General features: G+C 63.8%; 22 protein-coding genes and 1 pseudogene. 10 read left to right on the plus strand and 13 right to left on the minus strand.

What is annotated here, in order from left to right:
- Window positions 1–106 precede the first annotated feature (106 nt).
- Window positions 107–1,417 carry an MFS transporter gene (locus tag BM222_RS03335; RefSeq protein WP_092226872.1) on the minus strand — a complete coding sequence of 437 codons (1,311 nt, stop codon included), beginning with the start codon at window positions 1,415–1,417 and terminating at the stop codon, window positions 107–109.
- Between the two features lie 100 nt (window positions 1,418–1,517).
- On the opposite strand from BM222_RS03335, the gene BM222_RS03340 reads away from it, so the two are divergent.
- The 3 genes from BM222_RS03340 (at window position 1,518) to BM222_RS03350 (ending at window position 2,930) form a co-directional block, all read left to right on the plus strand.
- Entirely contained in the window at window positions 1,518–2,138 is a 621-nt protein-coding gene (locus BM222_RS03340) for a TetR/AcrR family transcriptional regulator (protein ID WP_244547001.1), read from the plus strand.
- Between the two features lie 101 nt (window positions 2,139–2,239).
- Window positions 2,240–2,461 carry a hypothetical protein gene (locus BM222_RS03345; RefSeq protein ID WP_092226873.1) on the plus strand — a complete coding sequence of 74 codons (222 nt, stop codon included), beginning with the start codon at window positions 2,240–2,242 and terminating at the stop codon, window positions 2,459–2,461.
- Window positions 2,462–2,468: 7 nt separating this feature from the next.
- Entirely contained in the window at window positions 2,469–2,930 is a 462-nt protein-coding gene (locus BM222_RS03350; RefSeq protein WP_092226874.1) for a hypothetical protein, read from the plus strand.
- 46 nt (window positions 2,931–2,976) lie between these two features.
- Here BM222_RS03350 and BM222_RS03355 read toward each other — a convergent pair whose 3' ends face one another.
- The 4 genes from BM222_RS03355 to BM222_RS03370 all read right to left on the minus strand — a co-directional run bounded on the left by BM222_RS03355 (window position 2,977) and on the right by BM222_RS03370 (window position 8,410).
- Window positions 2,977–3,366, minus strand: a complete 390-nt coding sequence (locus BM222_RS03355; protein ID WP_092226875.1) for a response regulator — start codon at window positions 3,364–3,366, stop codon at window positions 2,977–2,979.
- On the minus strand, window positions 3,363–6,428 hold the full coding sequence (locus BM222_RS03360; RefSeq protein ID WP_092226876.1) for a GAF domain-containing protein: 3,066 nt from the start codon (window positions 6,426–6,428) through the stop codon (window positions 3,363–3,365). The genes BM222_RS03355 and BM222_RS03360 overlap by 4 nt, the downstream gene beginning before the upstream one ends.
- 252 nt (window positions 6,429–6,680) lie before the next feature.
- Window positions 6,681–6,989, minus strand: coding sequence for a DUF1330 domain-containing protein (locus BM222_RS03365; RefSeq protein WP_092227263.1), 309 nt, complete (start codon window positions 6,987–6,989; stop codon window positions 6,681–6,683).
- Between the two features lie 1,229 nt (window positions 6,990–8,218).
- On the minus strand, window positions 8,219–8,410 hold the full coding sequence (locus BM222_RS03370; RefSeq protein WP_092226877.1) for a CsbD family protein: 192 nt from the start codon (window positions 8,408–8,410) through the stop codon (window positions 8,219–8,221).
- Between the two features lie 255 nt (window positions 8,411–8,665).
- On the opposite strand from BM222_RS03370, the gene BM222_RS03375 reads away from it, so the two are divergent.
- Window positions 8,666–10,060, plus strand: a complete 1,395-nt coding sequence (locus BM222_RS03375; RefSeq protein WP_177242984.1) for a serine hydrolase — start codon at window positions 8,666–8,668, stop codon at window positions 10,058–10,060.
- A 164-nt stretch (window positions 10,061–10,224) separates the two neighbouring features.
- On the opposite strand, the gene BM222_RS40855 is transcribed toward BM222_RS03375, so the two are convergent.
- From BM222_RS40855 to BM222_RS03390, 4 genes are all read right to left on the minus strand, one after another.
- Window positions 10,225–10,386: a hypothetical protein gene (locus BM222_RS40855; protein WP_177242985.1), complete on the minus strand. Its 162-nt coding sequence runs from the start codon at window positions 10,384–10,386 to the stop codon at window positions 10,225–10,227.
- 638 nt (window positions 10,387–11,024) lie between these two features.
- Window positions 11,025–11,207 carry a hypothetical protein gene (locus tag BM222_RS39800; protein WP_143105892.1) on the minus strand — a complete coding sequence of 61 codons (183 nt, stop codon included), beginning with the start codon at window positions 11,205–11,207 and terminating at the stop codon, window positions 11,025–11,027.
- A 1,194-nt stretch (window positions 11,208–12,401) separates the two neighbouring features.
- On the minus strand, window positions 12,402–13,424 hold the full coding sequence (locus tag BM222_RS03385) for an LLM class flavin-dependent oxidoreductase (protein ID WP_092226880.1): 1,023 nt from the start codon (window positions 13,422–13,424) through the stop codon (window positions 12,402–12,404).
- 293 nt (window positions 13,425–13,717) lie between these two features.
- Window positions 13,718–15,739, minus strand: coding sequence for a YgiQ family radical SAM protein (locus tag BM222_RS03390; protein ID WP_092226881.1), 2,022 nt, complete (start codon window positions 15,737–15,739; stop codon window positions 13,718–13,720).
- Window positions 15,740–15,947: 208 nt separating this feature from the next.
- On the opposite strand from BM222_RS03390, the gene BM222_RS03395 reads away from it, so the two are divergent.
- Window positions 15,948–16,148: a hypothetical protein gene (locus tag BM222_RS03395; RefSeq protein WP_092226882.1), complete on the plus strand. Its 201-nt coding sequence runs from the start codon at window positions 15,948–15,950 to the stop codon at window positions 16,146–16,148.
- Between the two features lie 4 nt (window positions 16,149–16,152).
- Here BM222_RS03395 and BM222_RS03400 read toward each other — a convergent pair whose 3' ends face one another.
- Together BM222_RS03400 and BM222_RS03405 are read right to left on the minus strand one after the other, a co-directional pair.
- A complete protein-coding gene (locus BM222_RS03400) occupies window positions 16,153–16,818 on the minus strand; it encodes a GntR family transcriptional regulator (RefSeq protein WP_092226883.1) in 666 nt (221 codons plus the stop codon).
- An 8-nt stretch (window positions 16,819–16,826) separates the two neighbouring features.
- Complete coding sequence (locus BM222_RS03405) at window positions 16,827–18,239, minus strand: FAD-binding oxidoreductase (protein WP_092226884.1); 1,413 nt, start codon at window positions 18,237–18,239, stop codon at window positions 16,827–16,829.
- 176 nt (window positions 18,240–18,415) lie between these two features.
- On the opposite strand from BM222_RS03405, the gene BM222_RS03410 reads away from it, so the two are divergent.
- A complete protein-coding gene (locus BM222_RS03410) occupies window positions 18,416–19,300 on the plus strand; it encodes a dihydrodipicolinate synthase family protein (RefSeq protein WP_092227264.1) in 885 nt (294 codons plus the stop codon).
- A gap of 9 nt (window positions 19,301–19,309) precedes the next feature.
- On the opposite strand, the gene BM222_RS03415 is transcribed toward BM222_RS03410, so the two are convergent.
- Window positions 19,310–20,539 carry an MFS transporter gene (locus BM222_RS03415; RefSeq protein ID WP_092226885.1) on the minus strand — a complete coding sequence of 410 codons (1,230 nt, stop codon included), beginning with the start codon at window positions 20,537–20,539 and terminating at the stop codon, window positions 19,310–19,312.
- Between the two features lie 515 nt (window positions 20,540–21,054).
- Here BM222_RS03415 and BM222_RS03420 point away from each other — a divergent pair.
- Together BM222_RS03420 and BM222_RS03425 are read left to right on the plus strand one after the other, a co-directional pair.
- Window positions 21,055–23,373, plus strand: coding sequence for a TonB-dependent siderophore receptor (locus BM222_RS03420; RefSeq protein ID WP_177242986.1), 2,319 nt, complete (start codon window positions 21,055–21,057; stop codon window positions 23,371–23,373).
- 37 nt (window positions 23,374–23,410) lie between these two features.
- A pseudogene (locus BM222_RS03425) lies at window positions 23,411–24,556 on the plus strand (PepSY-associated TM helix domain-containing protein); the annotation flags it as partial.
- Here the strand turns inward: BM222_RS03425 and BM222_RS43220 are convergent.
- Window positions 24,548–25,384 (minus strand): LysR family transcriptional regulator, encoded by an 837-nt coding sequence (locus tag BM222_RS43220; protein WP_502690867.1) that lies wholly within the window; start codon window positions 25,382–25,384, stop codon window positions 24,548–24,550. The pseudogene BM222_RS03425 and the gene BM222_RS43220 overlap by 9 nt on opposite strands.
- Between BM222_RS43220 and BM222_RS41880 the strand changes: the two genes are divergently transcribed.
- Both BM222_RS41880 and BM222_RS03435 read left to right on the plus strand, forming a co-directional pair.
- The gene (locus tag BM222_RS41880; RefSeq protein WP_244547002.1) at window positions 25,265–25,591 is read left to right on the plus strand and encodes a hypothetical protein; all 327 of its coding nucleotides are present in this window, start codon (window positions 25,265–25,267) and stop codon (window positions 25,589–25,591) included. The two genes, BM222_RS43220 and BM222_RS41880, sit on opposite strands and share 120 nt — an antisense overlap.
- Entirely contained in the window at window positions 25,570–26,469 is a 900-nt protein-coding gene (locus tag BM222_RS03435) for an alpha/beta fold hydrolase (RefSeq protein WP_092226887.1), read from the plus strand. Before BM222_RS41880 ends, BM222_RS03435 begins: the two co-directional genes overlap by 22 nt.
- Window positions 26,470–26,536 lie beyond the last annotated feature (67 nt).

Below are 26,536 nucleotides of genomic sequence, written 5' to 3' on the forward strand. Positions count from 1 at the left end.
CCAGTATGATATTTCAAATTGCTTAACGGAATCAATCTTCAAATCACAGGCGGGGACAGGTTCGCCGGCAAGGTCAGTGTCGCGTGCCTTGCCGGCGCGCCATTTTTCACGCCGCAGCGAGCGCCGGCTGCACCGGCTTGCGGCCGATCATCAGCGACAGCACGGCCGCGACGATGCCGGTTGCGCCGGCGATCATGAAGGCCTGCAGATAATCGCCCTGCGACGAGCGCATGAAGCCGGCGAAGAACGCGGCGCAGGCTGCGCCCAACTGATGCCCGGCGACGACCCAGCCGAAGATCAGCGGCGCATTCTTGTCGCCGAAGGCCTCGTTGGCGATCCGCACGGTCGGGGGCACGGTGGCGATCCAGTCGAGGCCGTAGAACACCGCGAATACCGACAGGCTGACGAAGGTGAAATCCGAGTAGGGCAGGTAGATCAGCGAGAGCCCGCGCAGGCCGTAATAGAAGAACAGGAGCTTGCGCGGATCGAAGCGGTCGGTGAGCCAGCCCGACAGCGTGGTGCCGAACAGGTCGAAGAACCCCATCAGCGCCAGCAGGCTCGCGGCCTGCACCTCGAAGATGCCGTGGTCGCCGCAGAACGCGATCAGATGGGTGCCGACGAGGCCGTTGGTGGTGAAGCCGCAGATGAAGAAGGTCGCGAACAGGAACCAGAAGGTCGGCGTCTTCGCGGCGCGCAACAGGTTGCTGATCGCGGCGACGAACGGATTGCCCTGCGCCGGCGCCGCGGGCTGGTCCTCGTGCGGGCTGCCGTAGGAGCGCAGGCCGATCGCGGCGGGGCGCTCCGGCACCAGAAAATAGACCAGCGGGATCAGCGCCGCGCAGCATGCCGCCACCGTCAGCACCACCGGCCTCCAGCCGCCCCATTCGACCAGGCTCGCAAGCCCCGGCATGAAGATCAGCGTGCCGGTCGCGGTGCTGGCCGTCAGCAATCCCATGACGAGGCCGCGATTGGTGGTGAACCAGCGATTGACGATGGTGGCGCCGAGCACGTTGGCGACCGCGCCCGAGCCGATGCCGGACAGCAGTCCCCAGGTCAGGAACAATTGCCACGGCGCGGTCATGAAATAGCTCGCGGCCGTCGCGGCCGACATCAGTGTCAGCGCCCCGAGCACGGTGCGGCGGATGCCGAAGCGCTGCATCACGGCCGCGGCGAAGGGACCGGCAAGGCCGTAGAGGAAGATGCCGATGGCGGCCGACGACGAGATCACGCTGACGTCCCAGCCAAAGGCTTTCTGCAGCGGCAACATCAGCACGCCGGGCGTCGCGCGCAGGCCGGCGGAGGTGAGCAGCGCCAGGAAGATCACGGCAACGACGACGAAGGCGTAATTTGCGCCGAACGGCCGCCGCGACACCGGGGAGGATTGAACCGAGGCACGTTGAAAGGCAGGATTAGGCATGTTACTTACCGGTACGTATTGGGGTGCTGTACTAATACGTACCGGTCAGTAACATTGTCAAGCCCAGGATCAAGCCAGGATCGAGCCAAGATCAAAAGCCATGCCGAAGCCCGAACGAAGCCAGATGCCGAAAAACGCCGAAAAGCCCGCACGCGCGCCGCTCCGGGCCGCCGACCGGATCAGAGCCTCCGCCAGCGAATTGTTCTACCGCGAGGGCATTCGCGCCGTCGGGGTCGACGAGGTGGTGGACCGGGCCGGCGTGACCAAGCCCAGCCTCTATCGCAGCTTCGCCTCCAAGGACGATCTCGCCGCCGCCTATTTGCGCGATTACGATCTGAGCTTCTGGGAGACCTTCGAACGCCCCGGCGGCAAGACCTACAGCAATGCGCGCGACCACGTGCTCGCCTATATCGGCCAGCTTGCGCCGCGCGCCGTCGCCAAGGGCTATCGCGGCTGCGGCCTCAGCAATGCCGCGGTGGAATATCCCTCGCGCGACAATCCCGCGCGCCAGGTCGCCGAAGCCCACAAGAAGGTCTTCCGCAAGCGCCTGCGCGAGCTCGCCGCGCAAATGGGCGCGCGCCAGCCGAACGTGCTCGGCGACGCCTTGCTGCTGCTGATCGAAGGCATCTACGTCACCGGCCAGCAATCCGAAGACGGCCCCGCGCAGTCGGCGCTCGCGGCGGCGAAGCTGTTGATCGATGCGAGCGTGAAGGCGGGATGATGTATCCCGTGCACACTGCGTCAGGCAGCCGATAACCGCAGGAACTTCCAGTTTTTCCCGACGTTGGACTGGCGGCACGCACGAGCGGCCGGTTTCGCGACATGAAGAACTTTGCCAACGCAGAATTTTCCCCGGAGGTCATCGATCTCATGACCATCGCCCTGGAAGGCGCGGTCGCGACCCTGCCGGAACCCGTGCATTCCTCGCATGTCACTGCGCTCGCCGAATCGATCCTGCGCACAGCGGGCGCGGGAGAGCGTGACGTGGCGAACTTGCAAAGGGTCGCCTTGCTGGAGCTGCAACTGGCGCCGCGTCACGGATGAGACCGACATGAAGACGTTTTCCGCCGCTGTCATTGCACTCTCCGTTGCGTCGGCGGTGCCTGCCCAGGCAGACACCTGGACGACCTATCGCATCCCCGAATCCGGAACCTCGGTCGACATCCCCATCTCGATCTTCACTGAACCGGCCGGGAAGCCCGACGGATACGGTCAGAAATTTCGTACGCCAGATGGCAGCGCCGATCTCACCATACAAGCCGTGCGCCGAGACCGCGGCACGTCGCCCGCCGCGTTCCTGGCGGCGAGGAACCCGCCGTCGGCGATCGTCTACAAGCGGGTCGCACCGGACTTCTTCGTGGTCTCCAGCGTCAAGCGCGACAAGATCTGGTACGACCGCTGCAACTTCGCGCGCCGCTACGTGCATTGCGTGCTGATCAACTATCCAGCGGCCGAGAAGCGGCAATGGGACGAGGCCGTCACGCGCATCAGCCACAGTTTGAGCGGGGGCTGACCGTCACCAGCAAAGGGACTGCCCGCGCAAGACGGGATGGGGTCGGTCATGCGGCCTGCTCGAGCCTTGCGTCAATCTCCTGGCGCAGCGCCGCGAAATCGATCGGTTTGGTCAATAGGCCGGTCGCGCCTTTCTCCAGCGCCTTGCGTTTGGTTTCGGCATCGCCATAGGCCGTGATCATGATGACGGGGACATCGGGCCGGGCCGAGCGCACGATCGGCAGCATCTCCAGCCCGCTCATCCCGGGCATGTTGATATCCGACAGGATCAGGATGAGGGTGGCATCGCGAATCTCGAGCGCGCGCTGCAGCGCGACCGAGGCCGAGGGCGCGAACTCCATGAGAAAACGGCCGCGCCGCAGATCGCTCCGGAAGTGCTGGCGGAACAGCATTTCCACATCGGGCTCGTCATCCACGACCAGGATATAAACGCTCAACTCTTGCCTCCGGTCTGCAGCGGTGCGGTCGCCGTGCGCGGCAGCGTGATGATGAATTCGGTAAAGGCGCCAGGCTCGGTATCGACGTCGATCCGTCCGCCATGCTGCTTTACGATGATGTCATGGCAGATCGAAAGGCCGAGCCCTGTTCCTTCGCCGGCCGGCTTGGTGGTGAAGAATGGGTTGAATATGTTCTCCTTGACCTCGGCTGGAATGCCGGTGCCGTTGTCGCGAAACCGGATTTCAACGGCGCTGCCGAGATTTCTCGTCGTTGCGCTCAGCCTTGGCTCGAAACCGTCGCCTGCGACTTCCTTGCGCTTGGTGGCTGCGTAGAAGCCGTTTGCAATCAGGTTGAGGAACACGCGCGTGACTTCCTGCGGATACAGATCGACCATCTCCGTGGTGGGGTCGAGGTGTCGCTCGAGCGTGATGTTGAAGCCCGGTTTCTCCGCGCGCGCACCGTGATAGGCGAGGTTGAGACTTTCCTCGACGATCGCGTTGATGTCGGCGGGACGACGCTCGCCAGAGCCTTGGCGCGAATGCTGCAGCATGTTCTTGACGATGGAATCGGCACGCTTGCCGTGCTGGACGATCTTGCCCAGATTGGTGCGCAGGGTGTCGGCCAGTTCGGTAATCTCGGAGCGCGCATCGTCGTCGAGCGTCACTCGCTCGAGCGCCTCATGCAGTTCGTCGATCAATTCCACCGATACGCTCGAGAAGTTGTTGACGAAATTGAGCGGATTCTTGATCTCGTGCGCGATGCCCGCCGTGAGCTGACCAAGTGAGGCGAGCTTTTCGGTCTGGACCAGGCGATCCTGAGCCGCCTGCAAGTCACGCAATGCAGCCTCGGCGGCATCGCGTGCCGCGCGGACAGCTTCCTCCGCGCGCTTTCGCTCCGTGATGTCGGCATAGATCATCACGAAGCCGCCGTCCGGCACCGGATTGCGGCGCACCTCGACGACGCGACCGTCCGGACGCGTGCGCTCGTAGCGCATTTCGTGCCTGGTATCTTCGAGGTGGCGGCTCAGTTGCGTTTCGAGTTCGGCCGAGCCGAACTCCCCGCGTGCGGCGAGATAGTGGAAAAATTCGGCAAAGCGCGGCCGTGCGGCAAGCAGGGACTCCGGCAGGTCGAGCATCTCCTGCAAATTGTAGTTCCATGCCGCCAGGCGACCCGCGGCGTCGAACATTGCGACGGCGTCGCCCATGTTGTCGAAGGTGGTGCGCAGTTCGGCCTGGCGCTCGCGCAACTCTCCCAACAGTCGCGCATTCTCGATCGCGATCGCGGCTTGTGCGGCAAATCCCTCCAAGATGGCGATCGCGTCCTCGGTGAAGGGCCTGACTTCGCGTCGCCCGCACGCGATCATTCCGAGCAGGGTCTCGTGGCGGCGCAGCGGCACGAACAGCGCGGTACGAATCCCGGCAAGTTCGACGGCACCCTGCATCACCGGATGGTCGATTTCCGCGCAGTCGGGGAGGTGCACCAGGCGCTCGCCGGCGAGCAGGCGCCGGCCTACGGGATGATCCGATGCCTGAAAACCCCGCCGCAAGATATCGGCGAATTGTTCCGGCAGATCATGCACCGCGACAGCGCGGAACCGATCGCCATCGTAGACCTGCAGGCTGCCATAAGCGACCTCGCAGAGGCGATGTGCCTTCAGCAGGATGGTATTGAACACCGGCGCGAGGTTGCCCGGCGATGAATTGATGACCTGCAGCACTTCGGCGGTCGCGGTCTGTCGCTCGAGCGCTTCGCGCTGCTCGGTCAAGAGCCGCACATTTTCGATGGCGATCACCGCCTGGTCGGCAAAGGTCCGCACCAACTCGACGTGCCGCTCGGAAAAAGGCCCGGGGCGCTGGCGCGCCAGCATCATGAGACCGATCGGCTCGCCGTCACGCAGCAGCGGAACGCCGAGGATCGCGCGGACTTTCGCGAGCCTGAAGGTTTCAGGGAATTGATATTCCGGATCGGTGGTGATGTCGGCGATTTGCACAGCGCGGCGTTCCGCCATCACCCGGCCAGTCATCGTGCGCCGGTCCGGAGCCGCGGAAACCGGATGACTATCGAGGTACTCCTGGAATCTGATGGCATCCGCCGCCGCTTCGGATGTCGAGCCGACCGCCGTGGCGTAGCGGAAGACGTCGCCGTCGCGCTGCGAGAGGAACGCCATCTCGGCCTCGCACAACTGCGCCGCGGTCCGGGCGACCGTTGCCAGTACGGGCTTGAGGTCGAAGGTCGAGCGGCTGATGATCTTCAGCACATCGGCGGTCGCGGTCTGGTGCTGCAAGGATTCAGTCAGGTCGGCCGTACGCTCGCGCAGCTCGCCCAACAGCCGCGCATTCTCAATGGCGATGACGGCTTGAGCCGCAAAATTCCGCACCAGCGCGATCTGCTTGTCGTCGAACGGGCGGACTTCCTGCCGGAAAAAGATCAGCCCCCCGATGATGTTGCTCTCCTTGAGCATCGGCACGGCCAGGACGGTGCGATAGCCGCCGAGCTCGGCGGCTGCCACCGCCAGAGGGTCGCCTTGAAGGTAAGGTTGCTCGATGGTGATGTCTGTCGTTTGCGCAACCTGCTTGGTCGTTATCGCGCGGCCAAAGGTTATGTGCGGACTGGGGCGCACCGGCGCGCGCAGCATGAAATCGGCGAATGCTTGCGGCGCGTTGTGGGCCGCGCCAAGTCGAAAAGCATCGCCTTCGGCCAGCATGAGGATGCCGAACTTGGCCTCGCAAATGCGTGAGGCGTTTTCCAGGATGGCAGCGAACACCGGCTGAAGATCGCCCGGGGAACGACTGATGATCTGGAGCACTTCGGAGGTTGCCGTGCGCTGCTCCAATGCTTCTGCAAGTTCATCGGTGCGCTGGCGCAGTTCGCCCAGGAGACGCGCGCTTTCGATGGCAGTTGCGGCCTCCCGCTCACGTGCCTCGTTCAGCTCGCGGGTGCGCGCGGCCAGCTGCTGTTGCAGGTCGGCAATGGATGGGGCTGCGCTCGACGGGTTGGGCACGTTGCGCCCGCTCGCGCGCCGCTCCTCGATCGGATGTTCACTTCCGCTGCGTCGCCGCATTTCGCTCCCCCGGATGGGTCAGAACGATGCTTGAGCTTACACAAATCCGGAGTTTCGCGCCATGGCCGGAAGCCGCTACGGGTCCAGAGCGGCGGTCGGGCTCGTCCTGGTGCTGGTCTCGTCTATCCGTATAACCAGTCGCGGCGACCATCACGCGGGAAGGCAGCTGCGGGGGCCAGAAGGAGACTTTCGGCGGTGCGAACGACCTACGGCAAAATATCAGGCTGCGTGGTGCGCGCCGCCGAGCCGGGTTCAATCCGTGGGCTGCGGGCCGTCGTAGCCTTCGATCACGACGATATCGATGTCCACGGCGCCCGCGCGCAGTGCCCTCGCCTTGGTGTATTCAGGTGAGCGGTAGCAGGCGAGCGCGGTTTCGTAGTCCTTGAACTCGATCACGATGTTGCGCTCGCGCGCCTTGCCCTCCACGGCCTCGAAGGTGCCGCCGCGCACCCGGAATTTCCCGTCGTATTTGCGGAGCACCGCCGTGAGGGCGGGGCCGTAGGCTTTGGTGTATTCGGGTTTGATCACATCGATGCGCCCGATCCAATACCCGTTCGGCATGTTGTCCTCCTTCATCTTTTCTTTCTCAAAATCAAAAGGGGCCGCCCGCAGTTGAATTGCTCTGCGGTGCCGATGGTTCCGTCCGGTTGACGTACCGTTGGTGGCGCGGCGGGGCTAGGCTAATCGAGCGTCGAGGTCTGTTCATTGTCGATCGCGACAGTTTGGCCCGGATTAGGTTAGATCCGGTCTCCCCCTTGACAGCCGCCATATCCTCGGCCGTGGGATGCGGACTGTGCTGGGGCAAATGGCTTGGCGAGCGAGACGCTATTTGGGACGCCCTGTATCGGCCACTTGTCGGCACTGGCGCCTGACCCGAAAGCGGTCTTTTTAGTGCACGCGGGCCAAATAAATCGGGATGAAAGGTACTCGGCCCAGAATGCTCACAAGCTAACCATCATCCAGCTCGCGCTGCCTTACAAAAATGGTTGCCGTTCTGAAATGGACGGAGTCCGCTTTGCCACTATGAGAAGGTGCGCAGGTCACGGGCAGCCGGCGCACTGCACGCAAGAAGACTCGAGTTGTGAGACTGGAGCCGTCACGTTCCTAACGAGCGCCTCCGACGTTGAGGCGGCTTCGGGTCGGAAGAGCGCCCCATTCTGCGCTGCGCGTTTCTGTCCCGTGTCCAGGGGACGAACAGGTCACTCGCACCGCTCATAGACGACGCTCGAAGCTTACGTGCCGGGCCTCCAGATCTGCCGTTGGCGACCTGGCTACCATTCGGGATCGTCGAAGCCCCCATAGTCCCGCACGATGTACTCGCGCGAGAAGGGCTCGACCGGTCGCCAGTGCTCGCGAATGACGATTGTCGGAGTCGGGGGCCGCCAATAGTCAGGATGAATGACTATTGTCGCAGGCGGCGGATAGACGGCGGGCGCATGAACACGCCAACAAACGTCTCCCCTGCACGCAATAGCGGCGGACGCGTCCGTAGCGGAGAGCCCAAGAAGACCGGCAGCAACGCTGGCGGCTAGAAGAGCGTTCCTGCCCCATGACCTGATCAGCTCGTGCATGTTTCCCTCCTCACGAACGGTTTCTTCTTTGCTGTCTCGAAACAAACCCCAGCAGAAACCGCTTGGTTTCAAGCTCCCAACATTAAAACTCACCTCACGCAACCTGGATTGTTGGTCGAGAGAAAACGCGTTAACGCCAAAAGCCGCTGCAACACACCCGTCCGTCGGCACAAAAAGACCGCCCGGAGGCGGCTAGTTTTTGATTATCGCTTCTTCTGCCTATTTCTTGATGCCGTCAGCGGCGTCCCGCGCTGCATCCTTCACATCCCCCGCGACGTTGTGGGCGGATCCCTTGGCCTTATCGATCTTGCCTTCGGTTTCCATGTCCTTGTCGCCAGTGAGCTTGCCGGCACCTTCTTTGATGGCGCCTTTAGCCTTGTCAGCAGCGCCCTTAACATGTTCGCGGTCCATGATCGTGTCCTTTGTTATCCGGAAGATCAGCACAACGAAAGCGTTGCGCAGGGGTTCCTCGCAGATCCGAGCCGGTGTTTTTCAACAAGGCTTCGGGCCACGAGCGGGCATTTCTCTCGTGTTCGGAATCGAGCTACGTTAACGTCGGTCGGCTTTGGGTATCAACCGATGATTGTGACACGATTTTGCTTGCTGGCCCCACTGCTGTGTCTCGCCTTGCTGTTGTGGCGACCAGAAAGGATTGCGGCTCAAGGTATGTTCTCGCCCGAAATCCAACATAGAATCGACGATGTCTGCGCGTGCCTCAAGACGAAGGTCGTGGAGAAGGACGATCCTCACGTTTGTCAAAGGCTCCAGGACCGCATGGCCGCTTACGGTGTGCCAGGCGTCAGCATCGCCGTCATCCATCATGGTGCCATCGAATGGGCGCAGGGATTCGGCGTCGTGCAACTCGGGGGCGGCCCGGTCACGCCCGAGACCCTGTTCCAGGCCGGCAGCATCAGCAAGCCGGTCGCCGCGATGGCGGCGCTTCATCTCGTTGAGCAAGGCAAGCTGGCGCTCGACTCCGACGTCAATCAGGCACTGACCTCGTGGAAGATCCCCGCAAGCGCGGTCGCGCCGGGAGCCGTGGTTACGCTGCGGGAGTTGCTCAATCACACCGCCGGGCTCACCGTGCACGGATTCCCGGGCTACGCGGCGGGTGCTCCGATTCCCACGCTCGTCCAAGTCCTGGATGGAGAGAAGCCAGCCAACACCGCCGCCGTTCGCCTGGAGGCTGCTCCGGGAAGCCGTTGGAAGTACTCCGGGGGCGGGTACACGGTGGTGCAGCAATTGCTGCTCGACATCTCGCATCAGCCGTTCCCCAAGCTCATGCATGACACTGTGCTGTCGCCGATCGGCATGACCCGCAGCACCTACGAACAACCGCTGCCCACCGAGCTGCGCTCCGGCGCGGCAACGCCCTATAAAGCCGACGGCGTCCCTGTAGAGGGCGGCTTCCACGTCTATCCGGAAATGGCGGCTGCCGGACTTTGGACGACGCCGACCGACCTCGCGCGGTACGCGATAGAGATCCAGCGCTCGTTGCGCGGAGATGCCAATCGCGTGCTTTCGGCTGAGATGACCAAGCAGATGCTCGTCGCGGGACAAGGCAGCCATGGTTTGGGTTTGCCGATCGGGGGCACGCCGGAAAACCCCTTCTTCTCACACGGTGGCATCGACGAGGGCTTCGAAGCCGTGCTCGCCGCCTATCAGGACAGTGGCGACGGAGCGGTCATCATGACGAACGCGCGAGGCGGCCAGCTATTGGCCACCGAGATCTTGCGCAGCATCGCCTCGGTCTACGGGTGGCCGGATTTTCATCCGATCATCCGGACGAGCGTCAAGGTCGATCCCGCTATTCTCGCGACATACACTGGCGTCTACGAGCTCACGCCGACACTCTCGATCGCCATCACTCTGGAACATGGTCAATTGATGTCGCAAGCGACCCATCAGCGCAAACTCCAGCTCTTTCCTGAATCTCGGAGCAAGTTCTTCACAAAAGTCGTGGACGCCCAGTTGGAGTTCCTCGCGACGGACGCCGGGCACATCTCCCATCTGATTCTTCATCAGAATGGCAACGACATGCGGGGCGAAAGAAAGCAATAGCCCATCACACCTGCTCCGTTCCAGGCGGGTGGCTTTTCACACCGCCAGGGTCAAAAGCGGCGGTGGACGTGGGCCCTGGTCTTACGCCAAGACCAGACGCGACGACAATCTCGCTCAGGTCAGCATTGGTCTGAAATGAAAGAAGGCTTGTGAGTGGGACGACCTTACTCTTTGGGCTTCGCTGTCGCGGACGCAGCCCGCTCCATATAGTCGGCCATCTTACGGTACTCCTCCGCCATCTCGCGGAGACTTTTCTTGGTCTCGGCGGAGGAACTGAGTGCGGCCTGCCGCTCGCAGTCGCGTTGGAGTTTTCGGTAATTGTCCATCAGCGCCAATCCACAACCGGAAGCGACCGTTGCAAACTTAGCAGATTAGGACGCTGACTGATTTAACTTGGGATATGGGGGTCAATCTAACTTACGACGCTGGGATAGATGCGCACCGGCACGTCCTCCGCTCGATCACTAGTTTAGCGGCGGCGGGAAAGCGGACGTCTCCGGGGAACGGCCAACAGACGACCTTCAAATGGAAGGAGGCAATGCTACTCGGCCGCTCGGTCCAAATTCCGGCCGACGACTTCTTCGTTGTGCGCGAGCTTGTCGTAAGCGTCTGCCATGTTATCGTATTGAGCCCGCGTGCTCGCGTCACCCATCAGGCTTGCCTTGGCCCGAAATTCTTCGGCTTGATCCCGATACCGCTTTGCTATGGCTGCATGGTCCCTTGCGCCAGCCATTTGCAGCAGCCCTACTTCTCTCGATTGTCGCGGTGCGCCCTGGCTTCAGCGCGATACACTGCGCTTTCGAGACGAAGTTGGTCGCGCTGGCGTAGCTGTTGCGCCTGCAACTCGCGGCATTGGCTTTGAACTGCCCGGCTCTCTTCAACAGCGAGCTGGGCACGAACGTGTAGTGGATCAATCATGCGAGCGACAAATGCGGCGCATAGACTTTGGTTGCTATTACTCATGTTACTTTTCTGGCTCTCTTGGCTTCTCTGGAAAAGCTTTGTGCGTTCTGCGGCCCAAAAAGCTGTCAGGAGCCGGTTCTCTCAGCAATTTCAACGAGTCATTGATGATTTTGCGAGTATCTGCCGACAACTTGGCGTCGCTCGCTTCGATGGACGGGTGCGGGTATTGACGCCGCTTCATCATGGCGCGCTCTCCTGTTGTGCAGGCGGGAGCGCGCTCGGTCTCTCAGCCACCGACGCCTACGGCAGAGCCTTGGCCGGTGATGCAGAGACAATACACCTATTTCGAGAATGGTCGTTGGGGAATTCGGCTAAAGGCTGCTAGGCGGATAGTCGAAACCGCAGCTCCTCAATGAGGAGCTCGGGGGCCTCAAGCTGGACGAAATGCCCTCCCTTGCTGCCCTCGCTCTCCCCTAGAGCTCCGAGACCGGTCACACCAATTGGGCGACAGCGGACTTTGATGTTTTCAAGGGAGCTTCTGTTACGGCCGGACCTGCGCCTGGCGGCCAAAGAACTCTGGCTTTTGCACAGCCGCAAGATCGAGGCTCGGTGCTACGTCGCGTCGAGTTGTCGCCCTGCCACTCTCATCGTCGATAATATCGGTAGGGCGGTTCGAATACGAAAGTCGAGCCATAGCGATACGGCAGGGGATCATAGCCAATCAAATAGGCTGCTCTTATCCGGTGGTAGTGTCTGATCCGGAGCGTTCGGACCGTCCCGAGTGATGTGCTGCAGACGCACCGCTGTCGGGAGCTGAACTCTGACAACCGACTGTGCTGCGTGCTCGTCTGAACCGCGGAAGCTGCATTTGGAACAATGCAAAAAGCGCAAAGTGCGAAAAGCACAAGCATCCGAACCATATCGCTAATCCCAATCGCAACGGGGCACGCGGCGACAACCGCCCGGAATTGCGTAAGTTCCACGCCGTCGTCGCTGAGACGCCAGCGGGCCGGGGTTCGCGGCCGGCGGCGCATTCGGCGTCTGAACGAGAGCGGCTCCGGCTGCCTGGGGCCTGAAGGGAGTTTGCAAAGGGCCGGAGCCGCGTCCCGCCTCAGCGCGGACGGGTATCCTGCGCGCTTCCGGCTGAGCCCGCATTAAAGCAGGTGAAGCGATTCACAATTGTGCCGCCCGAGCTCGGTCCCCCAGCCAGACAGCGGATGTTCCGATGCTAAAGCGCCAAGGGCCAGACGAGCGGAACGCAGGGGGGCACGCAGCAGGCAAGTGACGATCAGCATCTCCCGGAAGCGGAGATGCGTGCCGGGGGGCCAGCATCGGGCCAGAAGGGCATTGCGCGTACGAGCCAACGCACAGGGCGCGTCACTTCCTCCTGATTGATTGAGCGCGGCGCCAAAGTGCCCCGCGCGGACCCGCTCGCAACTTAGCGCCACCCCAGCGCCGGCGCGACGTGCTGCAAAATCGCCTCGAGCGCATGTGCGCAGTAATCAACGCCAAGCTGGTTGGGGATCGTCAGCAGCAGTGTGTCGGCTTCAGTGATCGCCTCGTCCTGCTTGAGCTGCTCGATCAGCACATCCGGCTCCGCCGCATAGGAGCGGCCGAAGATCGCGCGGGTCTGCGGATCGATGAAGCCGATCTGGTCTTGCCCGCCGCGCTCGCCGCCGAAATAGGCGCGGTCCCGATCGTTCATCAGCGCGAAGATGCTGCGGCTGACCGAGACGCGCGGCTCTCTGACGTGGCCTGCCTCCTTCCACGCGGCGCGATAGGCGCGGATTTGCGCCGCCTGTTGCACGTGAAAAGCTTCGCCGGTCTCGTCGTTCTTCAGCGTCGAGCTTTGCAAATTCATGCCGAGCTTGGCTGCCCACACCGCGGTCGCGTTCGAGCCCGCGCCCCACCAGATGCGCTCACGCAAGCCCTGCGCATGCGGCTCCAGGCGCAGCCGCCCGGGCGGATTCGGAAACATCGGCTGCGGATTCGGCTCGGCAAAACCTTCGCCGCGCAACAGGTCGAGGAAGACTTCGGCGTGACGCCGGCCCATGTCGGCATCGCTCTGGCCTTCGGCCGGGCGATACCCGAAATAGCGCCAGCCGTCGATCACCTGCTCGGGCGAGCCGCGGCTGATGCCGAGCTGCAGCCGCCCGCCGGCGATGAGATCGGCGGAGCCGGCGTCCTCGATCATGTAGAGCGGGTTCTCGTAACGCATGTCGATCACGGCCGTGCCGATCTCGATCGTGCTGGTCCTGGCGCCGACCGCCGCAAGCAGCGGGAAGGGCGACGCCAGCTGCCGCGCAAAATGATGCACGCGGAAATAAGCGCCGTCCGCGCCTAGCTGCTCGGCAGCCACCGCAAGCTCGATCGATTGCAGCAGCGTATCTGCCGCCGAACGCGTCTGCGATTGCGGCGAGGGTGTCCAATGTCCGAAGGACAGAAATCCGATTTTCTTCATGGGGACAATCTATGGAGGGGGGGAGGGGTTCGTCTTCTGACATTCAGGTGAGACGGACGATGCGGCCGGGAAAGCCTGCGTCCCCGATGATGTCACCATGCGCCTGTTTTGCCCGACGGGTCAAGAGCATTTGCGGATTTTCGGAAATGTTGGGCTGGGCAACGCGCTCGGGCGGCGATGACGCGCCGCATCGCGCCTTAAGTCCCTGGGTTCGCTGCCCGGCTACTGTGCATGGGGTTGTTTTCGAATTCTTGCGCGGTGCGCACCAGCCCAAACCTGATCACTCTCGCCTGCTACTTCATCAACCTTATGCCCTTGGTCGTGAACTTCTGCGTCTTGCCGCCTGATCGAAGCGGACGCTTGGTGCCGGCGGCCTTGCCGGTGCCGGGCGGCTGGTGCGCCGGGACCAACTGGTGCGGCTGCGAACCGATCAGGTCGCGGCGGCCCATCTCGATCAGGGCCTCGCGGAGAACAGGCCAATTGTCGGGGTCGTGGTAGCGCAGGAAGGCCTTGTGCAGGCGGCGCTGGCGCAGGCCCTTGATCGCCTCGACCTTGTCGCTGCCGCCGCGGCGCACCCCGCGCAACGGATTGACGCCGGTGTGGTACATCGCGGTGGCGGTCGCCATCGGCGAGGGCAGGAAGGTCTGCACCTGATCGGCGCGATAGCGGTTCTTCTTCAGCCAGAGCGCGAGGTTCATCATGTCCTCGTCGGTCGTGCCCGGATGCGCCGCGATGAAATAGGGGATCAGGTAATATTTCTTGCCGGCCCGTTCCGCGGCTTCGTCGAACATCCGCTTGAACTTGTCGTAGGCGCCGATGCCCGGCTTCATCATCTTGTCGAGCGGGCCGCGCTCGGTATGCTCGGGCGCGATCTTCAGGTAGCCGCCGACGTGATGGGTGACGAGCTCCTTGATGTATTCGGGGCTCTCGACCGCAAGGTCGTAGCGGACGCCCGAGGCCACCATCACCTTCTTGATGCCCTTGGTCTCGCGCACCTTGCGATAGAGCCTGATGAGATCGTCATGCGAGGTATTGAGGTTCGGGCAGATCTCGGGGAAGACGCAGGACGGCCTTCGGCACGCGGCCTCGACCTTCGGGTCCTTGCACGCCATCCGGTACATGTTGGCGGTGGGGCCGCCGATGTCGGAGATCACGCCGGTGAAGCCCGGCGTCTTGTCGCGGATCTTCTCGATCTCGCGCAGGATCGAGCCTTCCGAGCGGTTCTGGATGATGCGGCCTTCGTGCTCGGTGATCGAACAGAATGTGCAGCCGCCGAAACAGCCGCGCATGATCGTGACCGAGAATTTGATCATGTCCCAGGCGGGGATCTTTGCCTCGCCATAGGAGGGATGCGGCGCGCGCGCGTAGGGCAGATCGTAGACCGCGTCCATCTCCTCTGATGTGAGCGGGATCGGCGGCGGGTTGAGCCAGAGGTCGCGGTCGCCGTGGCGCTGCACCAGCGGCCGCGCATTGCCGGGATTGCTTTCACGGTGCAGCACGCGCGAGGCGCGCGCATAGGCGTCCTTGTCCTGCTCGACCTGCTCCAGCGCCGGCAGCCGGATCACGGTCAAGCCCTTCTGGCGCGTCGCGCCTTCATCGGCGGAATCGAGATCGTCGGCGTGCAGCTCGGCATAGCCTTCGGGCACGCGGCGGAACAGCGCGACGCCCCTGATGTCGTCGAGTTCGCGCGGCGCTTCGCCGGCAGCGAGACGGTGCGCGACTTCGACGACGGCGCGTTCGGCATTGCCGTAAAGCAAGAGGTCGGCCTTGGCGTCGGCCAGCACCGAGCGGCGCACCTTGTCGGACCAGTAGTCGTAATGCGCGATCCGGCGCAGCGAGGCCTCGATGCCGCCAAGCACGATCGGCACGTCCTTGAACGCCTCGCGGCAGCGCTGGGCGTAGACGATGGTGCAGCGGTCCGGCCGCCTGCCGCCCTCGCCGCCGGCCGTGTAGGCGTCGTCGCTGCGGATACGGCGGTCCGCGGTGTAGCGGTTCACCATGGAATCCATGTTGCCGCCGGTGACGCCGAAAAACACTTTTGGCCTGCCCAGCGCCTTGAATGGCTCGGCCGACTGCCAGTCCGGCTGGGAGATGATGCCGACGCGGAAACCCTGGGCCTCGAGCAGCCGGCCGATGATCGCCATGCCGAAACTCGGATGGTCGACATAGGCATCCCCGGTTACCAGCACGATGTCGCATTCATCCCAGCCGAGCGCGTCCATTTCGGCGCGGCTCATCGGCAGGAACGGCGCCGGCTTGCGCGGGCGCGCCTGCGCCATCAGTGGGTTTTCGGCGGTGATGATCTGGCTGTCCATGGCGCCTACGCATAGGGCTCCGGGGGCGCGAATACAACCGACGGACGCGTGAAAGATTAACGTTCCGGGACGCTGCCGCACCTGGCCTTGCGCAGCAGTTCCATCGGCATGTGCGGCGGTTCACCCATAGGAACCATCCGCCCTCGTGAACATTGCCCCCAGGGATCGCACCGAGCCCGGCTTGCGCGCGCCCGCGTCCAGGATCTGGATGACCTCGATGTTCGCCTCGGGCGATGGGGGAGCTGTGAGTACAGTCATAGAGAACTTGCTGTTGCGAAAGCAGAAGCTCGTGGAACAACTCGAGAAAGCGCAGGCGGTCGAGGACCGCGACAAGATTGAGCACCAGCTCGAACAGATCAACACGGCGCTGGATTTTCTGGACAGGCCGGGATCGAGAGACGCGCGGTAGCCGCTTAGTCCACTTGCAGCGCTTTGGCGTAGACCAGGCCGGAATTGGTGATGTGCGTCGTCATCGCCGCTTCAAACGCCGAAAATTCCGCGCGCGTGAACAGATCGAGCAGCTTGCGATGCTCGTCGAATGAGGAGCGGGTGCGCACGTCGATCGGCGAGGTCAGATTGGTGCGCAGCGCGGCGACGCGGCCCGAGACGAGCTGATAGGACTCGGCGAGGTAGCGATTGCCGCAATGGGCGAACAGGCCTTCGTGAAAGCCGGCGTCGGCGCGGCCATAGGCGATGTTGTCGCGCGCCTCGACCGCCGGCTCCATCGCTGTGATCGCCTCGCTCATCGTCGCGATCGCGCCGTCGCGGTCGTGGCGAAAGGCGAGCTCGGCCGCCTTGGGCTCGAGTGCAATACGGAAGGTGCAGAGCGCTGTGATGTCCTCGGCGCTCGGCGTGAACACGAAGCTGCCGACCTGCGGCCGGATCACCACCAGCCCCTGCGCCTGCAGCTGGCCCATGGCCTCGCGCACCGGCGTGCGGCTGACGCCGAAGGAATTCGCCACCATCTCCTCTGAGATGGCGGCACCAAGTGCGAACTCGCCGTCGATGATGGCCTGCCGCAGCCGCAGCATCACCCGCTGCGACAGCGATTTCGGCGCATCGAGCTTCAGCGCGCGCATGGATGCTCTCAGATCACCTTGCCGGGGTTGAGCAGATGATCGGGATCGAGCGCGGCCTTCAGCGTCCGCATCAACGCGATCTCGCCCTCGCTGCGGGCGTGTCCGAGCCATTTCTTTTTCAGCGTGCCGATGCCGTGCTCGGCGGAGACGCTGCCGCCCATGTCGCGCACGAGGCCGTAGATGATCGCGTCCATCTCCTCCTTGGGCTGCTGCTCGACGGGAAGGCCTGTGACCCAGGAGACGAGGTGCAGATTGCCGTCGCCGATATGGCCGTAATAGACGCTCTCGCAGCCCTTGATGCCGGCAGCCAAGGCCGCCTTGCAGCGCCTCGCGAACTCGTCCATCCGCGCGACCGCAAGGCCGATATCGTAGGAAATGTGCGGTCCCAGCACTTGGCCGAATTCGGCGCAGATGTCGCGCACGCGCCAGAACGCCAGCGTCTGGGCCAGCGATTGCGCCACCGCGGCGTCCGCCAGCAGTCCGCGCTCCATCAGCTCTTCGAGCCAGGCCTGAAAGCGCGGCGCATCGACGCTCTCGTCGGTGCCCTGCGCTTCGACCAGCACGTAGAGACCCTGGCCGGCGGCGACCGGCGGCTTGACGCCCGCGCGCCTGGTGATCACGTCCCAATAGTCCGGCCACATCACCTCGAAGGCCGAGAGCAGCGGGCCGAGCCCGCCGCGCGCAGCGCCGAGCAAGTCGATCACCGCGGCATAGTCTTTCAGCGCACAGAGTGCAGCCATGGTCGAGCGCGGCTTGGGAAACAGTTTCAGCACCACGCGGGTGATGATGCCGAGCGTGCCCTCCGAGCCGATGAAGAGATGCTTCAGATCGTAGCCGGCATTGTTCTTCATCAGCTTGTTGAGGCTGGTGATGATGGTGCCGTCGGGCAGCACCACCTCCAGCCCGAGCACCAGTTCGCGCGTCATGCCGTAGCGGATCACGCGATTGCCGCCGGCATTGGTGGAGAGATTGCCGCCGATGGCGCAGGAGCCGCGCGAGCCGAGATCGAGCGGAAAGAAGAACCCGGCTTCATCCGCGGCCTTCTGGATCGTCTCCAGCGGCGTGCCCGATTTCACCGTCATGGTCATCGAGGCGCGATCGATCTCCTCGATCCCGGTCATGCGCTCGAGCGAGATTGCGACCCAGCCCGTTTCGGGCGAAGCGCCGCGGCAGAGCCCGGTCAATCCGCCTTGCGGCACGAAGGGCAGGCGTGCCTGCCGACAGGTCGCAATAGCATCGGCAACGCCCCGCGCATCGAGCGGGCGGATCACTGCGAGCGGGGTTTGCGGCAGGCTCGCGCTCCAGTCGTTACAATTGCGCGCGGGCACGTCGTTGCCGGTGAGCACGGCCGCGGCGCCGAGCTTGTCGCGCAAGGCCGCGAGCAGCGGCTCGGGATGTCCGACAGGGGTCACCATGTTCATGCGAGACCTCCTCTGGATTTGGCGGCGCCCATGCGCGCCGGAACGACGGAAAGGATTTGCGCCCGTCTTGTATGTAAGGTACAACAGGAAAAGTAAAGTAAAAACAAGGCTCGGTAAGCTCTGTGGATCATTGGAGATCAGGGGCTTATTCGGGAGCCGCAGCAATGGATGGTGCTATGACCGAGGCAATTCGCGGTTTCTGGGTAGCGTCGGCGACGCCGCTGGCGTCGGACGGCAGCGTGGACTCCGCCAAGCTCGCCGGCCATGCCAAGCGACTCTTCAGCAAGGGCGTCGACGGCGTCGTTCTGTTCGGCACCACGGGCGAGGGCACCTCGTTCAATGTCAGCGAACGCGTCGCGACCCTCGAAGCCGTGCTCAAGACCGGCGTGCCGGCGGAGCGGATCGGCGTTGGCGGCGGCTTCCCCGCCATTAGTGACAGCATCGCACTGACGCGCGCCGCGCTCGGCCTTGGCTTGCGCCACGTGCTGATTCTGCCGCCATATTTCGATCGCAGCGTCACGGCTGAGGGCATCGAGGATGCATTTGCTGCGATCATTGACGGTGCCGCCGACGACCGCCTGCGCGCTTATCTCTATCATATCCCTCAGATCTCGGGCGTCGCGATCCCCACCACCGTTGCCGCGAACCTGCGCAAGCGTTACGGCAAGGTGCTTGCGGGCCTGAAGGACTCCAGCGGTGACTTCAAGCAGTTTCAGGCGTTCCGCGCGGCCGCGCCCGAGCTCGCCATCACTGTCGGCAATGAAACCGATATCGCCCGCGCGATCGCCGGCGGAGGTGCCGGCACCATCTGCGGCATGGCCAACGTCGCGCCGGAGCTGGTCAAGGCGATGATCGACGGCAAGGATGTCGAGGCGCGCATGCAGGCCGCCGTCGATATCGTGGTGAAGTCGGCATCCTTCCTGACGACGCTGAAGGCCATTCTCGCCGAGCAGACCGGTGATGCGGGCTGGTTGCGGGTACGCCCGCCGCTGCGTGCGCTGCCGGACGGCGCTGCGCTCAGGGCGAAGCTCGATGAACTGACCAGCCGGGCGATCGCGTAAGAACGCGTTTCATCTGCCTCGATCGTCGGCGGCGCGCGCCGACATGGTGCGAGCCGCGACAAGTGCGGCGGCAAAGCCGGCCGCAGCACCGACGCCGAGTGCCCAGCGCGGACCCAGATTGTCCGCCACCCATCCGACGATGGGTGCGCCGATCGGTGTGCCGCCAAGGGCGACGCCGAGGCGCAACGCCATCACGCGTCCCCTCATCCGCGGCTCGGTGGAGAGTTGCATCATGGCATTCGAGGTATTGGTCACCGTCAGCGCCGCGACGCCGATCAGGACAAGGCTGCCTGCGAACAGCCAGTAATTCGGCGCGAGCGCGGCCAGTGCACATCCGGCGCCAAAAGCTGCAGACCCCATCAGCAGTGCTCCGAACCGCGGCTGCGCACGGCCGGCAGCCAGCAACGCGCCCGAAATCGTGCCGACCGCCATCGTCGAGGACAAGAGGCCAAAGCCGCGCGCATCGGTGTGGAAGACGCTGACTGCCATGGTCGAGATGAAGATCGGGAAGTTCAGCCCGAACGTGCCGATCAGGAACAGCATGATCATGATCGCCCTGAGATCGCGGCGCGACCACACGTAGCGAAAGCCCTCGGTCATTCCGCCAGGTGTGCGGTGCGCCCGCGCATTCGGGCGCAACTCCGAGCTGCGCAGCAAGGCAAGCGAGCAGAGCACCGCCGTGAAGGACGCGGCGTTGAGGAGGAAAGCCCAGCCGGTGCCGATCGAGGCGATGACCATGCCTGCGACCGCAGGCCCGACCATCCGCGCGGCGTTAAAGGACGTCGAGTTCAACGCGATCGCATTGGAGAGCTCGCCGTCGCCGACGAGCTCAGCGACGAATGTCTGACGCACCGGGGCGTCGAAGGCCGCAGTGCAGCCAAACAGGAAGGCGAACACATAGACATGCCAGAGCTGCACCAGGCCGCCGACCGTGAGAAGGCCAAGGGCCAAAGCCAGTGCTCCCATTGTCGCTTGGGTCGCGACCAGCAGCTGTCGCTGGTTGAAATGATCAGCGGCGAAACCCGTCCATGGCATCAGCAGCAGTTGCGGTCCGAACTGGAGCGCCATCACCATGCCCACTGCGGAGGCATTGTGCCGTGTCAGCTCAGTGAGAACGAGCCAATCCTGCGCTGCACGCTGCATCCACGTTCCCGTGTTGGACACCAGCGCGCCTGCAGCCCAGACGCGGTAATTATAGTTCCGCAGTGAGCGAAAGGTGCCCGCGACCGGCACGCTCACGAATCCCTTGCGAGCGTGGTCTGGATTGGCTCCCCGCGCAGGCCGCTGACGCGCTTCAGCTTGCCCATCAGCGAATGGAGGTCTTCTGCGAGCGCGCCGGCGCGCGGACGAGACGAGCGTTGGTCGGACGAGCTGATCATGGTGGCGTGAATGACATCTATGAAGCTGATCTGTAAAGAAGAACTGTGCAGTTGACCTGAACAAAGACGTGAGCGGATCCGCCGGTGTCGGCGTCGTGAAGCTCACGCACCGCGCAGTTCTCGTGCGACATGGCGTCGCGCCGATGACGCACGAGGAGCGTCGATCTAGCAAGCAATCGTGCTCATCTCGACCGCATTCGGTTGCGATGTTTTGGTTCCCGCTCAGGGCGCATCGCAGTTCGGGGCGCAGCGATCGAGCGGTCACGCCGTCCTTAGAACGATTCGACACTAGAGCGATTCAAGTCGCCGCCATGTTCTCTTCATTCGCAGCGACTGGTAGATGCGCCGGCTTCAACGCTGTGATCTGGAAGTGAATTGAAAGTGCATGCCTCTGCGAATGATCCTCGCGTCGGTGCTCGTCGAAATCGCGCCGGCAAGAGCCGCGCTGGCCTTCTCGTCGTGCTGCTCGCCGAATATCCCTTCAACACCGGCATCGCACAGGCGCAGACGACCCTGCCGCCGGTGACTGTGGATGCGCCGGCGCAGCGGCCGAAGCCGGCGCGCGCTTCAGGGCAATCTCAACGCCGCACCCAGGCTGTGCGCCGGAGCTCAATTGCCGGGCTGCCCGCAGCCCCGATCCCGTCTGAGCGTGCGGCGGCTGAGGCCGCCGCGCAACAAGCCGCAAAGCTCGGCTATCGCGCGATGCCGAGCGCGTCCACGTTGCGCTCGGGCGCATCGCCGCTCGACACCTCGCAATCGGTCAACGTCGTGCCCGCCCCGGTGTTGAAGGACCAACTGCCGCGCAATATCGACGATGCGCTGGTCAACATCAGCGGCATCACCCAGACCAATACACTCGCAGGCACCCAGGATGCGGTGATCCGCCGCGGCTTCGGTGACAATAGGGATGGCTCGATCATGCGCAACGGCATGCCGCTGGTGCAGGGTCGGAGCCTGAACGCGGCCGTCGACAGCGTCGAGGTGCTGAAGGGGCCGGCATCGCTGCTCTACGGCATCATGGATCCCGGCGGCGTCGTCAACACCATCAGCAAGCGTCCGGAGCTTTACCAGCACGGCTCGGTCACGCTGCTGGGCTCGACCTACGCCAACAGCCGCAACGGTGCCGACGGCACTCTTGATGTCACTGGTCCGATCGGCGCCGGCGGCCTCGCCTATCGCTTCATCGGCTACGGCGTCAGTGAGGACTATTGGCGCAATTTCGGCCGCCATCGGGAAATGCTGGTGAACCCGTCGGTCGCCTGGTACGGCGAGACCACGACGGTCCAGCTCACCTATGAGCATCGCGAGTTCATTTATCCTTTCGACCGCGGCACCGCCTTCGTCAACGGCGCGCCGCTGGCAATCCCGAAGACACGGCGGCTCGACGAGCCCTTCAACAACATGTGGGGCACGTCGGACCTCGTGCAGGGCTCGATCGAGCAGAAGCTCGACGATAGCTGGAAGGTTTCGGCGACCTACAGCTACAACACCGAGACCTACAGCGCGAACCAGCTCCGCATCACCGGCGTCAATACTGCCACCGGCGTCGAGACCCGCAGCAATGACGGTACCCGGAACTCGCTGAGCAACGTCAGCTACGGCACCTCCTATATGCAAGGCGACGTGTGGGTCGGTGGCTTCCGCAACGAGGTCCTGTTCGGCGGAGAGGCGATGTATCGCACCATCGATCGCCGCGACCTGATTCGGCAGGCGACGGCGAGCTTGAATGTCTACAATCCCGTCTATGGGCTGGTCACACCGGGCACTACCATTTCGCCGGTTGACAGCGAGCAGACTGACAAGCTCGGCACCCGCGGCTTCTTCGCCCAGGACACGTTCCATCTGACCAACTGGCTGTCCGCGGTCGGGGGCGTACGCTGGATGCAATATGAGCAGCTGGCCGGAAAAGGCCGGCCTCTGTTCGTCACCAACACCAACCTCTCGGGTGACAAGGTGCTGCCGCTCGGCGGCGTCATCGTCAAGCTGAGCGAGGAGCTTTCTTACTATGTCAGCTATACGCAGTCCCTAAAGCCAACGTCGACGATCGCGGCGTTCACCAACGGCTTCGTCGTCGATTCAACCATCGCGCCCGAAGAGGGAACGCAATGGGAGACCGGACTGAAGTTCGACGTCAATAGACGGCTCTCGGGCAGCTTTGCGGTCTACGATATCCAGAAAAAGAACGTGCTGGTGCTGAACGACATCGGCGGCGGCAAGTCGGTGGCGCGCGCCTCCGGCGCAGCGCGATCGCGCGGTGTCGAACTGGACGTCACCGGTCGGCTGAACGACGAATGGAGCATGATCGGTAGCTACGGCTATACCGACGCGCGCCTGATCAACGATCCCCTCGTTGGTAATGCAAAGCTGCTGAACGCAGCGATGAACACGGCGTCGCTGTATCTCGTCTACGATTTCGGCGACCGGTTGCCTGGTCGCCTGCGGCTCGGCGGCGGCGCGCACTATGTCGGCGACCGGCCTGGCGACACGGCCAACACGTTCTTCCTGCCTGCCTACACCGTCGCGGACATCTTCGCGACCTACGACACCAAGATCGACAAAGTGCCTGTGGTCTATCAGTTCAACGTCAAGAACCTGTTCGACAAGGTCTACTACACCTCCACCACCGGCAGCGCATCGAATGTCGCGATGGGTGAGGGGCGGCGTATCTCGCTGTCGGCAACGGTGAAGTTCTAGCCAGTGATGCGACACCACGACGAGAGGGGCTGCGACGATGCGTAAGCTCTGGCTCACAATCAAGGCTGCGCTGCTCCAGCTTCATTCCATTGCCGGTCTCCTGCTCGCCCTGTTGCTCTCGCTGATCGCGCTGACCGGCGCGATCATGAGCTTTGAGGACGAGATCGTCGACCATCTGAACGCCGGCATCATGCAGGTCGCGCCACGGACGACGCCGGCGCTGACGCCGGACGAGCTGGTGGCGCGCCTCAAGGCAGTGCCGGATGCCGGCAAGGTCGCGGCCATCACGCTGTCGAGCGATCCGTCGCGCGCTGTGCACATCCGCTTCGCCCGCGACGAGCAGGGTTCGCGGCCGTCCTCGTTCTATGTCGACTGCTATGACGGACACGTGCTTGGCGTGCCGCGCGGCGAGGATTTCTTTGCGACGGTGCGCCGGCTGCATCGCTGGCTGCTGATACCGGGCGATGCCAACGGCTGGGGCCGCCGGATCACTGGCGTGGCCGCGCTGGGCCTGATCGTGATGGTGATCTCGGGTTTCGTGCTGCGCTGGCCGCGTCGGGCCAGCAGCTTGAAGATGTGGCTGAAGCCGAATCTTGGGCTCAGCGGCCGGGGGCTGCATCGCTCGCTGCACCTCGTCGTCGGCACCTGGGTCCTGCCGATCTATCTGCTGATGACCTTGACCGGGCTTTGGTACTCGTTCGAGGCGTACAAGGACGGCGTCCTCTGGCTGCTGTCGCGCCCACATGTGGCGGCGGCAAAGATGCAGCCGAAGCAGCCACATCCGGCCGCCCGCAGCGAGCCAGCGCAGTCGATCGGCTTCGACCGTGCGTGGTCGGCCTTTCGTGAGGAGAACGACGGCTTCGCAAAGGCGCAGCTGACCCTTCCTGCCGGGCCGGGCACAGTGATGCGCATCCGGTCCTGGCCGAAGGACGCCACACGCGAGTCCATGCGCGATGAGTTTCGCATCGATGCTGTGACCGGCGAGGTCATCTCCGCGGAGCGCTATGCCGACAAGACGCTGGGTGAGAAGACCATTGCCGGCGTCCTCGATATCCACCGCGGCGCGGTTCTGGGCTGGCCCGGCAAGCTCATGTTCATGATCGCCGCGGCGCTGATGCCGTTGTTCGCGCTCACCGGCATGCTGTTGTACCTGTCGCGGCGCAAGTTGCGAGCGTCACGCCAGCGTGCAACGCTCGGCGATAATGCCGCCGATCGCACGGGCGAACGGCAGGTTGCAGCTTTGAGCGACACCAAGGGCAAGCTCGACCGCATTGAGCTGCGGCAGGTCGGCCAGATCGCCGGCGTGCCGCAGCGACTTGCGCTCGCCGAGCCTGACGGGCAGGGCGGCATAGCCGAGGCCAGCCTTGACGGCGCCGACCAGCGCAGAGAGGCTGCGCGCCTCACAGGCGATGGTCCATTCGCGCCCGACCAGGTGCAGGCTGCGCAACGCTTCGCCGCGATAGGCGCAACCGTCCGCGAAGGCGACCAACGGAACAGCATCGCGGGACCGGTCTGACGTTGCGGCCTTGCCGAACCAGGCCATCGGTTCGAACGCGATCGCGGCGTCGGCGGCGTTCGAGGGCAGGCGCTTGTAGAAGGCGAGATCGAGCCGATCGCGACCGACGTCCTCGGCGAGCCGGGCCGACAGGTCGGTGTGCACTGATAGTCTCGCCTTCGGGAAGCGGGAGCGGATTTCGTCGACAGCCGAGCTGAAGTCGCGCTCGAGAAAATCTGCGGGCATGCCGAGCCTGATCCGCTCCCCCGATGGCGGCCGGCGCATCGCCGCGACCGCGCGCTCGTTGAGCGAGATGATCTCTCGCGCATGTGCGATCAGCTCCGTGCCTTTCACCGTCGGCCCGAGTACCCGGCCACGGGCCCGTTGCAACAGGGGATGACCGACCACGGCTTCGAGCCGGGCGATCTGGAGGCTGATCGCGGATTGCGATCGTCCCAATTGATCCGCCGCACGCGAGAAGCTCTTCAGCTCGACGATGGCAAGCAGCGCCCGCAGCGTGTCGATATCAAGGGTCGTCGGCATGGAGGACTCCGGACGATGCGCCGGACAGGCTCCAGCGAGAGGGCAGTCAGAATGAGATTTATCAATCAATCCATCGCAGAAATCAATTTCGCGCGCGTGGGGCCTGCGCGCTATCAGTCAGGCAGCGCCAGCCGTATTCGAAGGCGCGGAGGAAACACATGCAACGCCGCGACGTTCTGAGAAAGTTGGGCCTGACGGCCGCTGCCGCCATGGCCACCACGCCGGCCTTGGCGCAAGGCTCGGGCAGTGCTGCGAGTGCATCGCGATCGGTCTGGCCGGCTCCGCAACTGGCGACTGCCAGCCGGCTCGGCCATTGCCGCTTTGGCAACGGCCCCGCAGTCTGTGTGGTGCTCCACGAATGGCTCGGCGATCACGTCAACTGGGAGCCGGTGCTGCCCTATCTCGACCCCGCACGATTCACCCTCGTGTTCATGGATCTCAGAGGTTACGGCTGGTCGCGCGGCATGAGTGGCGGCTACACGCTGGATGAGGCCGTCGCTGACGTGCTGCGTACCGCGGACGAGCTCGCGATCACCCGCTTTCATCTCGTCGGACATTCGATGTCCGGCTTGGTCGCGCAGAAGGTCGCGCTTCAGGCCGGAAGCCGGCTTCAAAACGTGACACTGTTCTCGCCGGTGCCGCCCACCGGCTTTCGCGCCGACGAGGCCGCGATGAAGGCATTCAACGCCGTCATCGACGAGGACGAGGCGGCCGGGCGCGCCATCACGGCCCGTACGTCCAGCCGCTACGGCGCCGGCTGGTTGCGCCGCAAGCTTACCATCGCGCGCGAGGCCTCGTCGGTCGAGGCCAAGCGCGGCTATCTCACGATGTTCACGTCATCGGCCATCACCGGCGAGACGCATGGGCTGGCGGCGCCCCTGCATGTCGTGACCGGCGCGCTTGACATCCCGTTCTATCGCGGCGAGCCGCTGCGGAATGCCTTTGCGCTCGCCTATCCACGCGTGACGTTCGAGGTCATCGACGACGCCGGCCATTATTCGATGCTGGAAACCCCGGTGCGGGTCGCCAGCATCATCGAGAAGCAGCTGGCAGGCTAACGGCCGCCATGCGACGGAGTGGCTAGCCAAGCCTCTCGCAATCGTTCAAAAGCCCATGGCCTGTCCT

This window comes from Bradyrhizobium sp. Gha (assembly GCF_900113735.1).
Lineage (GTDB): Bacteria > Pseudomonadota > Alphaproteobacteria > Rhizobiales > Xanthobacteraceae > Bradyrhizobium.

Coding starts and splice junctions, on each gene's coding strand:
- BM222_RS03390 (WP_092226881.1), bottom strand. CDS start 15,739: ATGGACAGCCAGATCATCACCGCCGAAAACCCACTGATGGCGCAGGCG.
- BM222_RS40855 (WP_177242985.1), bottom strand. CDS start 10,386: ATGGACAATTACCGAAAACTCCAACGCGACTGCGAGCGGCAGGCCGCA.
- BM222_RS03395 (WP_092226882.1), top strand. CDS start 15,948: ATGACCTCGATGTTCGCCTCGGGCGATGGGGGAGCTGTGAGTACAGTC.
- BM222_RS03400 (WP_092226883.1), bottom strand. CDS start 16,818: ATGCGCGCGCTGAAGCTCGATGCGCCGAAATCGCTGTCGCAGCGGGTG.
- BM222_RS03335 (WP_092226872.1), bottom strand. CDS start 1,417: ATGCCTAATCCTGCCTTTCAACGTGCCTCGGTTCAATCCTCCCCGGTG.
- BM222_RS03365 (WP_092227263.1), bottom strand. CDS start 6,989: ATGCCGAACGGGTATTGGATCGGGCGCATCGATGTGATCAAACCCGAA.
- BM222_RS03375 (WP_177242984.1), top strand. CDS start 8,666: ATGTTCTCGCCCGAAATCCAACATAGAATCGACGATGTCTGCGCGTGC.
- BM222_RS03345 (WP_092226873.1), top strand. CDS start 2,240: ATGAAGAACTTTGCCAACGCAGAATTTTCCCCGGAGGTCATCGATCTC.
- BM222_RS03340 (WP_244547001.1), top strand. CDS start 1,518: ATGCCGAAGCCCGAACGAAGCCAGATGCCGAAAAACGCCGAAAAGCCC.
- BM222_RS03350 (WP_092226874.1), top strand. CDS start 2,469: ATGAAGACGTTTTCCGCCGCTGTCATTGCACTCTCCGTTGCGTCGGCG.
- BM222_RS03370 (WP_092226877.1), bottom strand. CDS start 8,410: ATGGACCGCGAACATGTTAAGGGCGCTGCTGACAAGGCTAAAGGCGCC.
- BM222_RS39800 (WP_143105892.1), bottom strand. CDS start 11,207: ATGATGAAGCGGCGTCAATACCCGCACCCGTCCATCGAAGCGAGCGAC.
- BM222_RS03410 (WP_092227264.1), top strand. CDS start 18,416: ATGACCGAGGCAATTCGCGGTTTCTGGGTAGCGTCGGCGACGCCGCTG.
- BM222_RS03435 (WP_092226887.1), top strand. CDS start 25,570: ATGCAACGCCGCGACGTTCTGAGAAAGTTGGGCCTGACGGCCGCTGCC.
- BM222_RS03360 (WP_092226876.1), bottom strand. CDS start 6,428: ATGCGGCGACGCAGCGGAAGTGAACATCCGATCGAGGAGCGGCGCGCG.
- BM222_RS41880 (WP_244547002.1), top strand. CDS start 25,265: ATGACCGACCACGGCTTCGAGCCGGGCGATCTGGAGGCTGATCGCGGA.
- BM222_RS03405 (WP_092226884.1), bottom strand. CDS start 18,239: ATGAACATGGTGACCCCTGTCGGACATCCCGAGCCGCTGCTCGCGGCC.
- BM222_RS03385 (WP_092226880.1), bottom strand. CDS start 13,424: ATGAAGAAAATCGGATTTCTGTCCTTCGGACATTGGACACCCTCGCCG.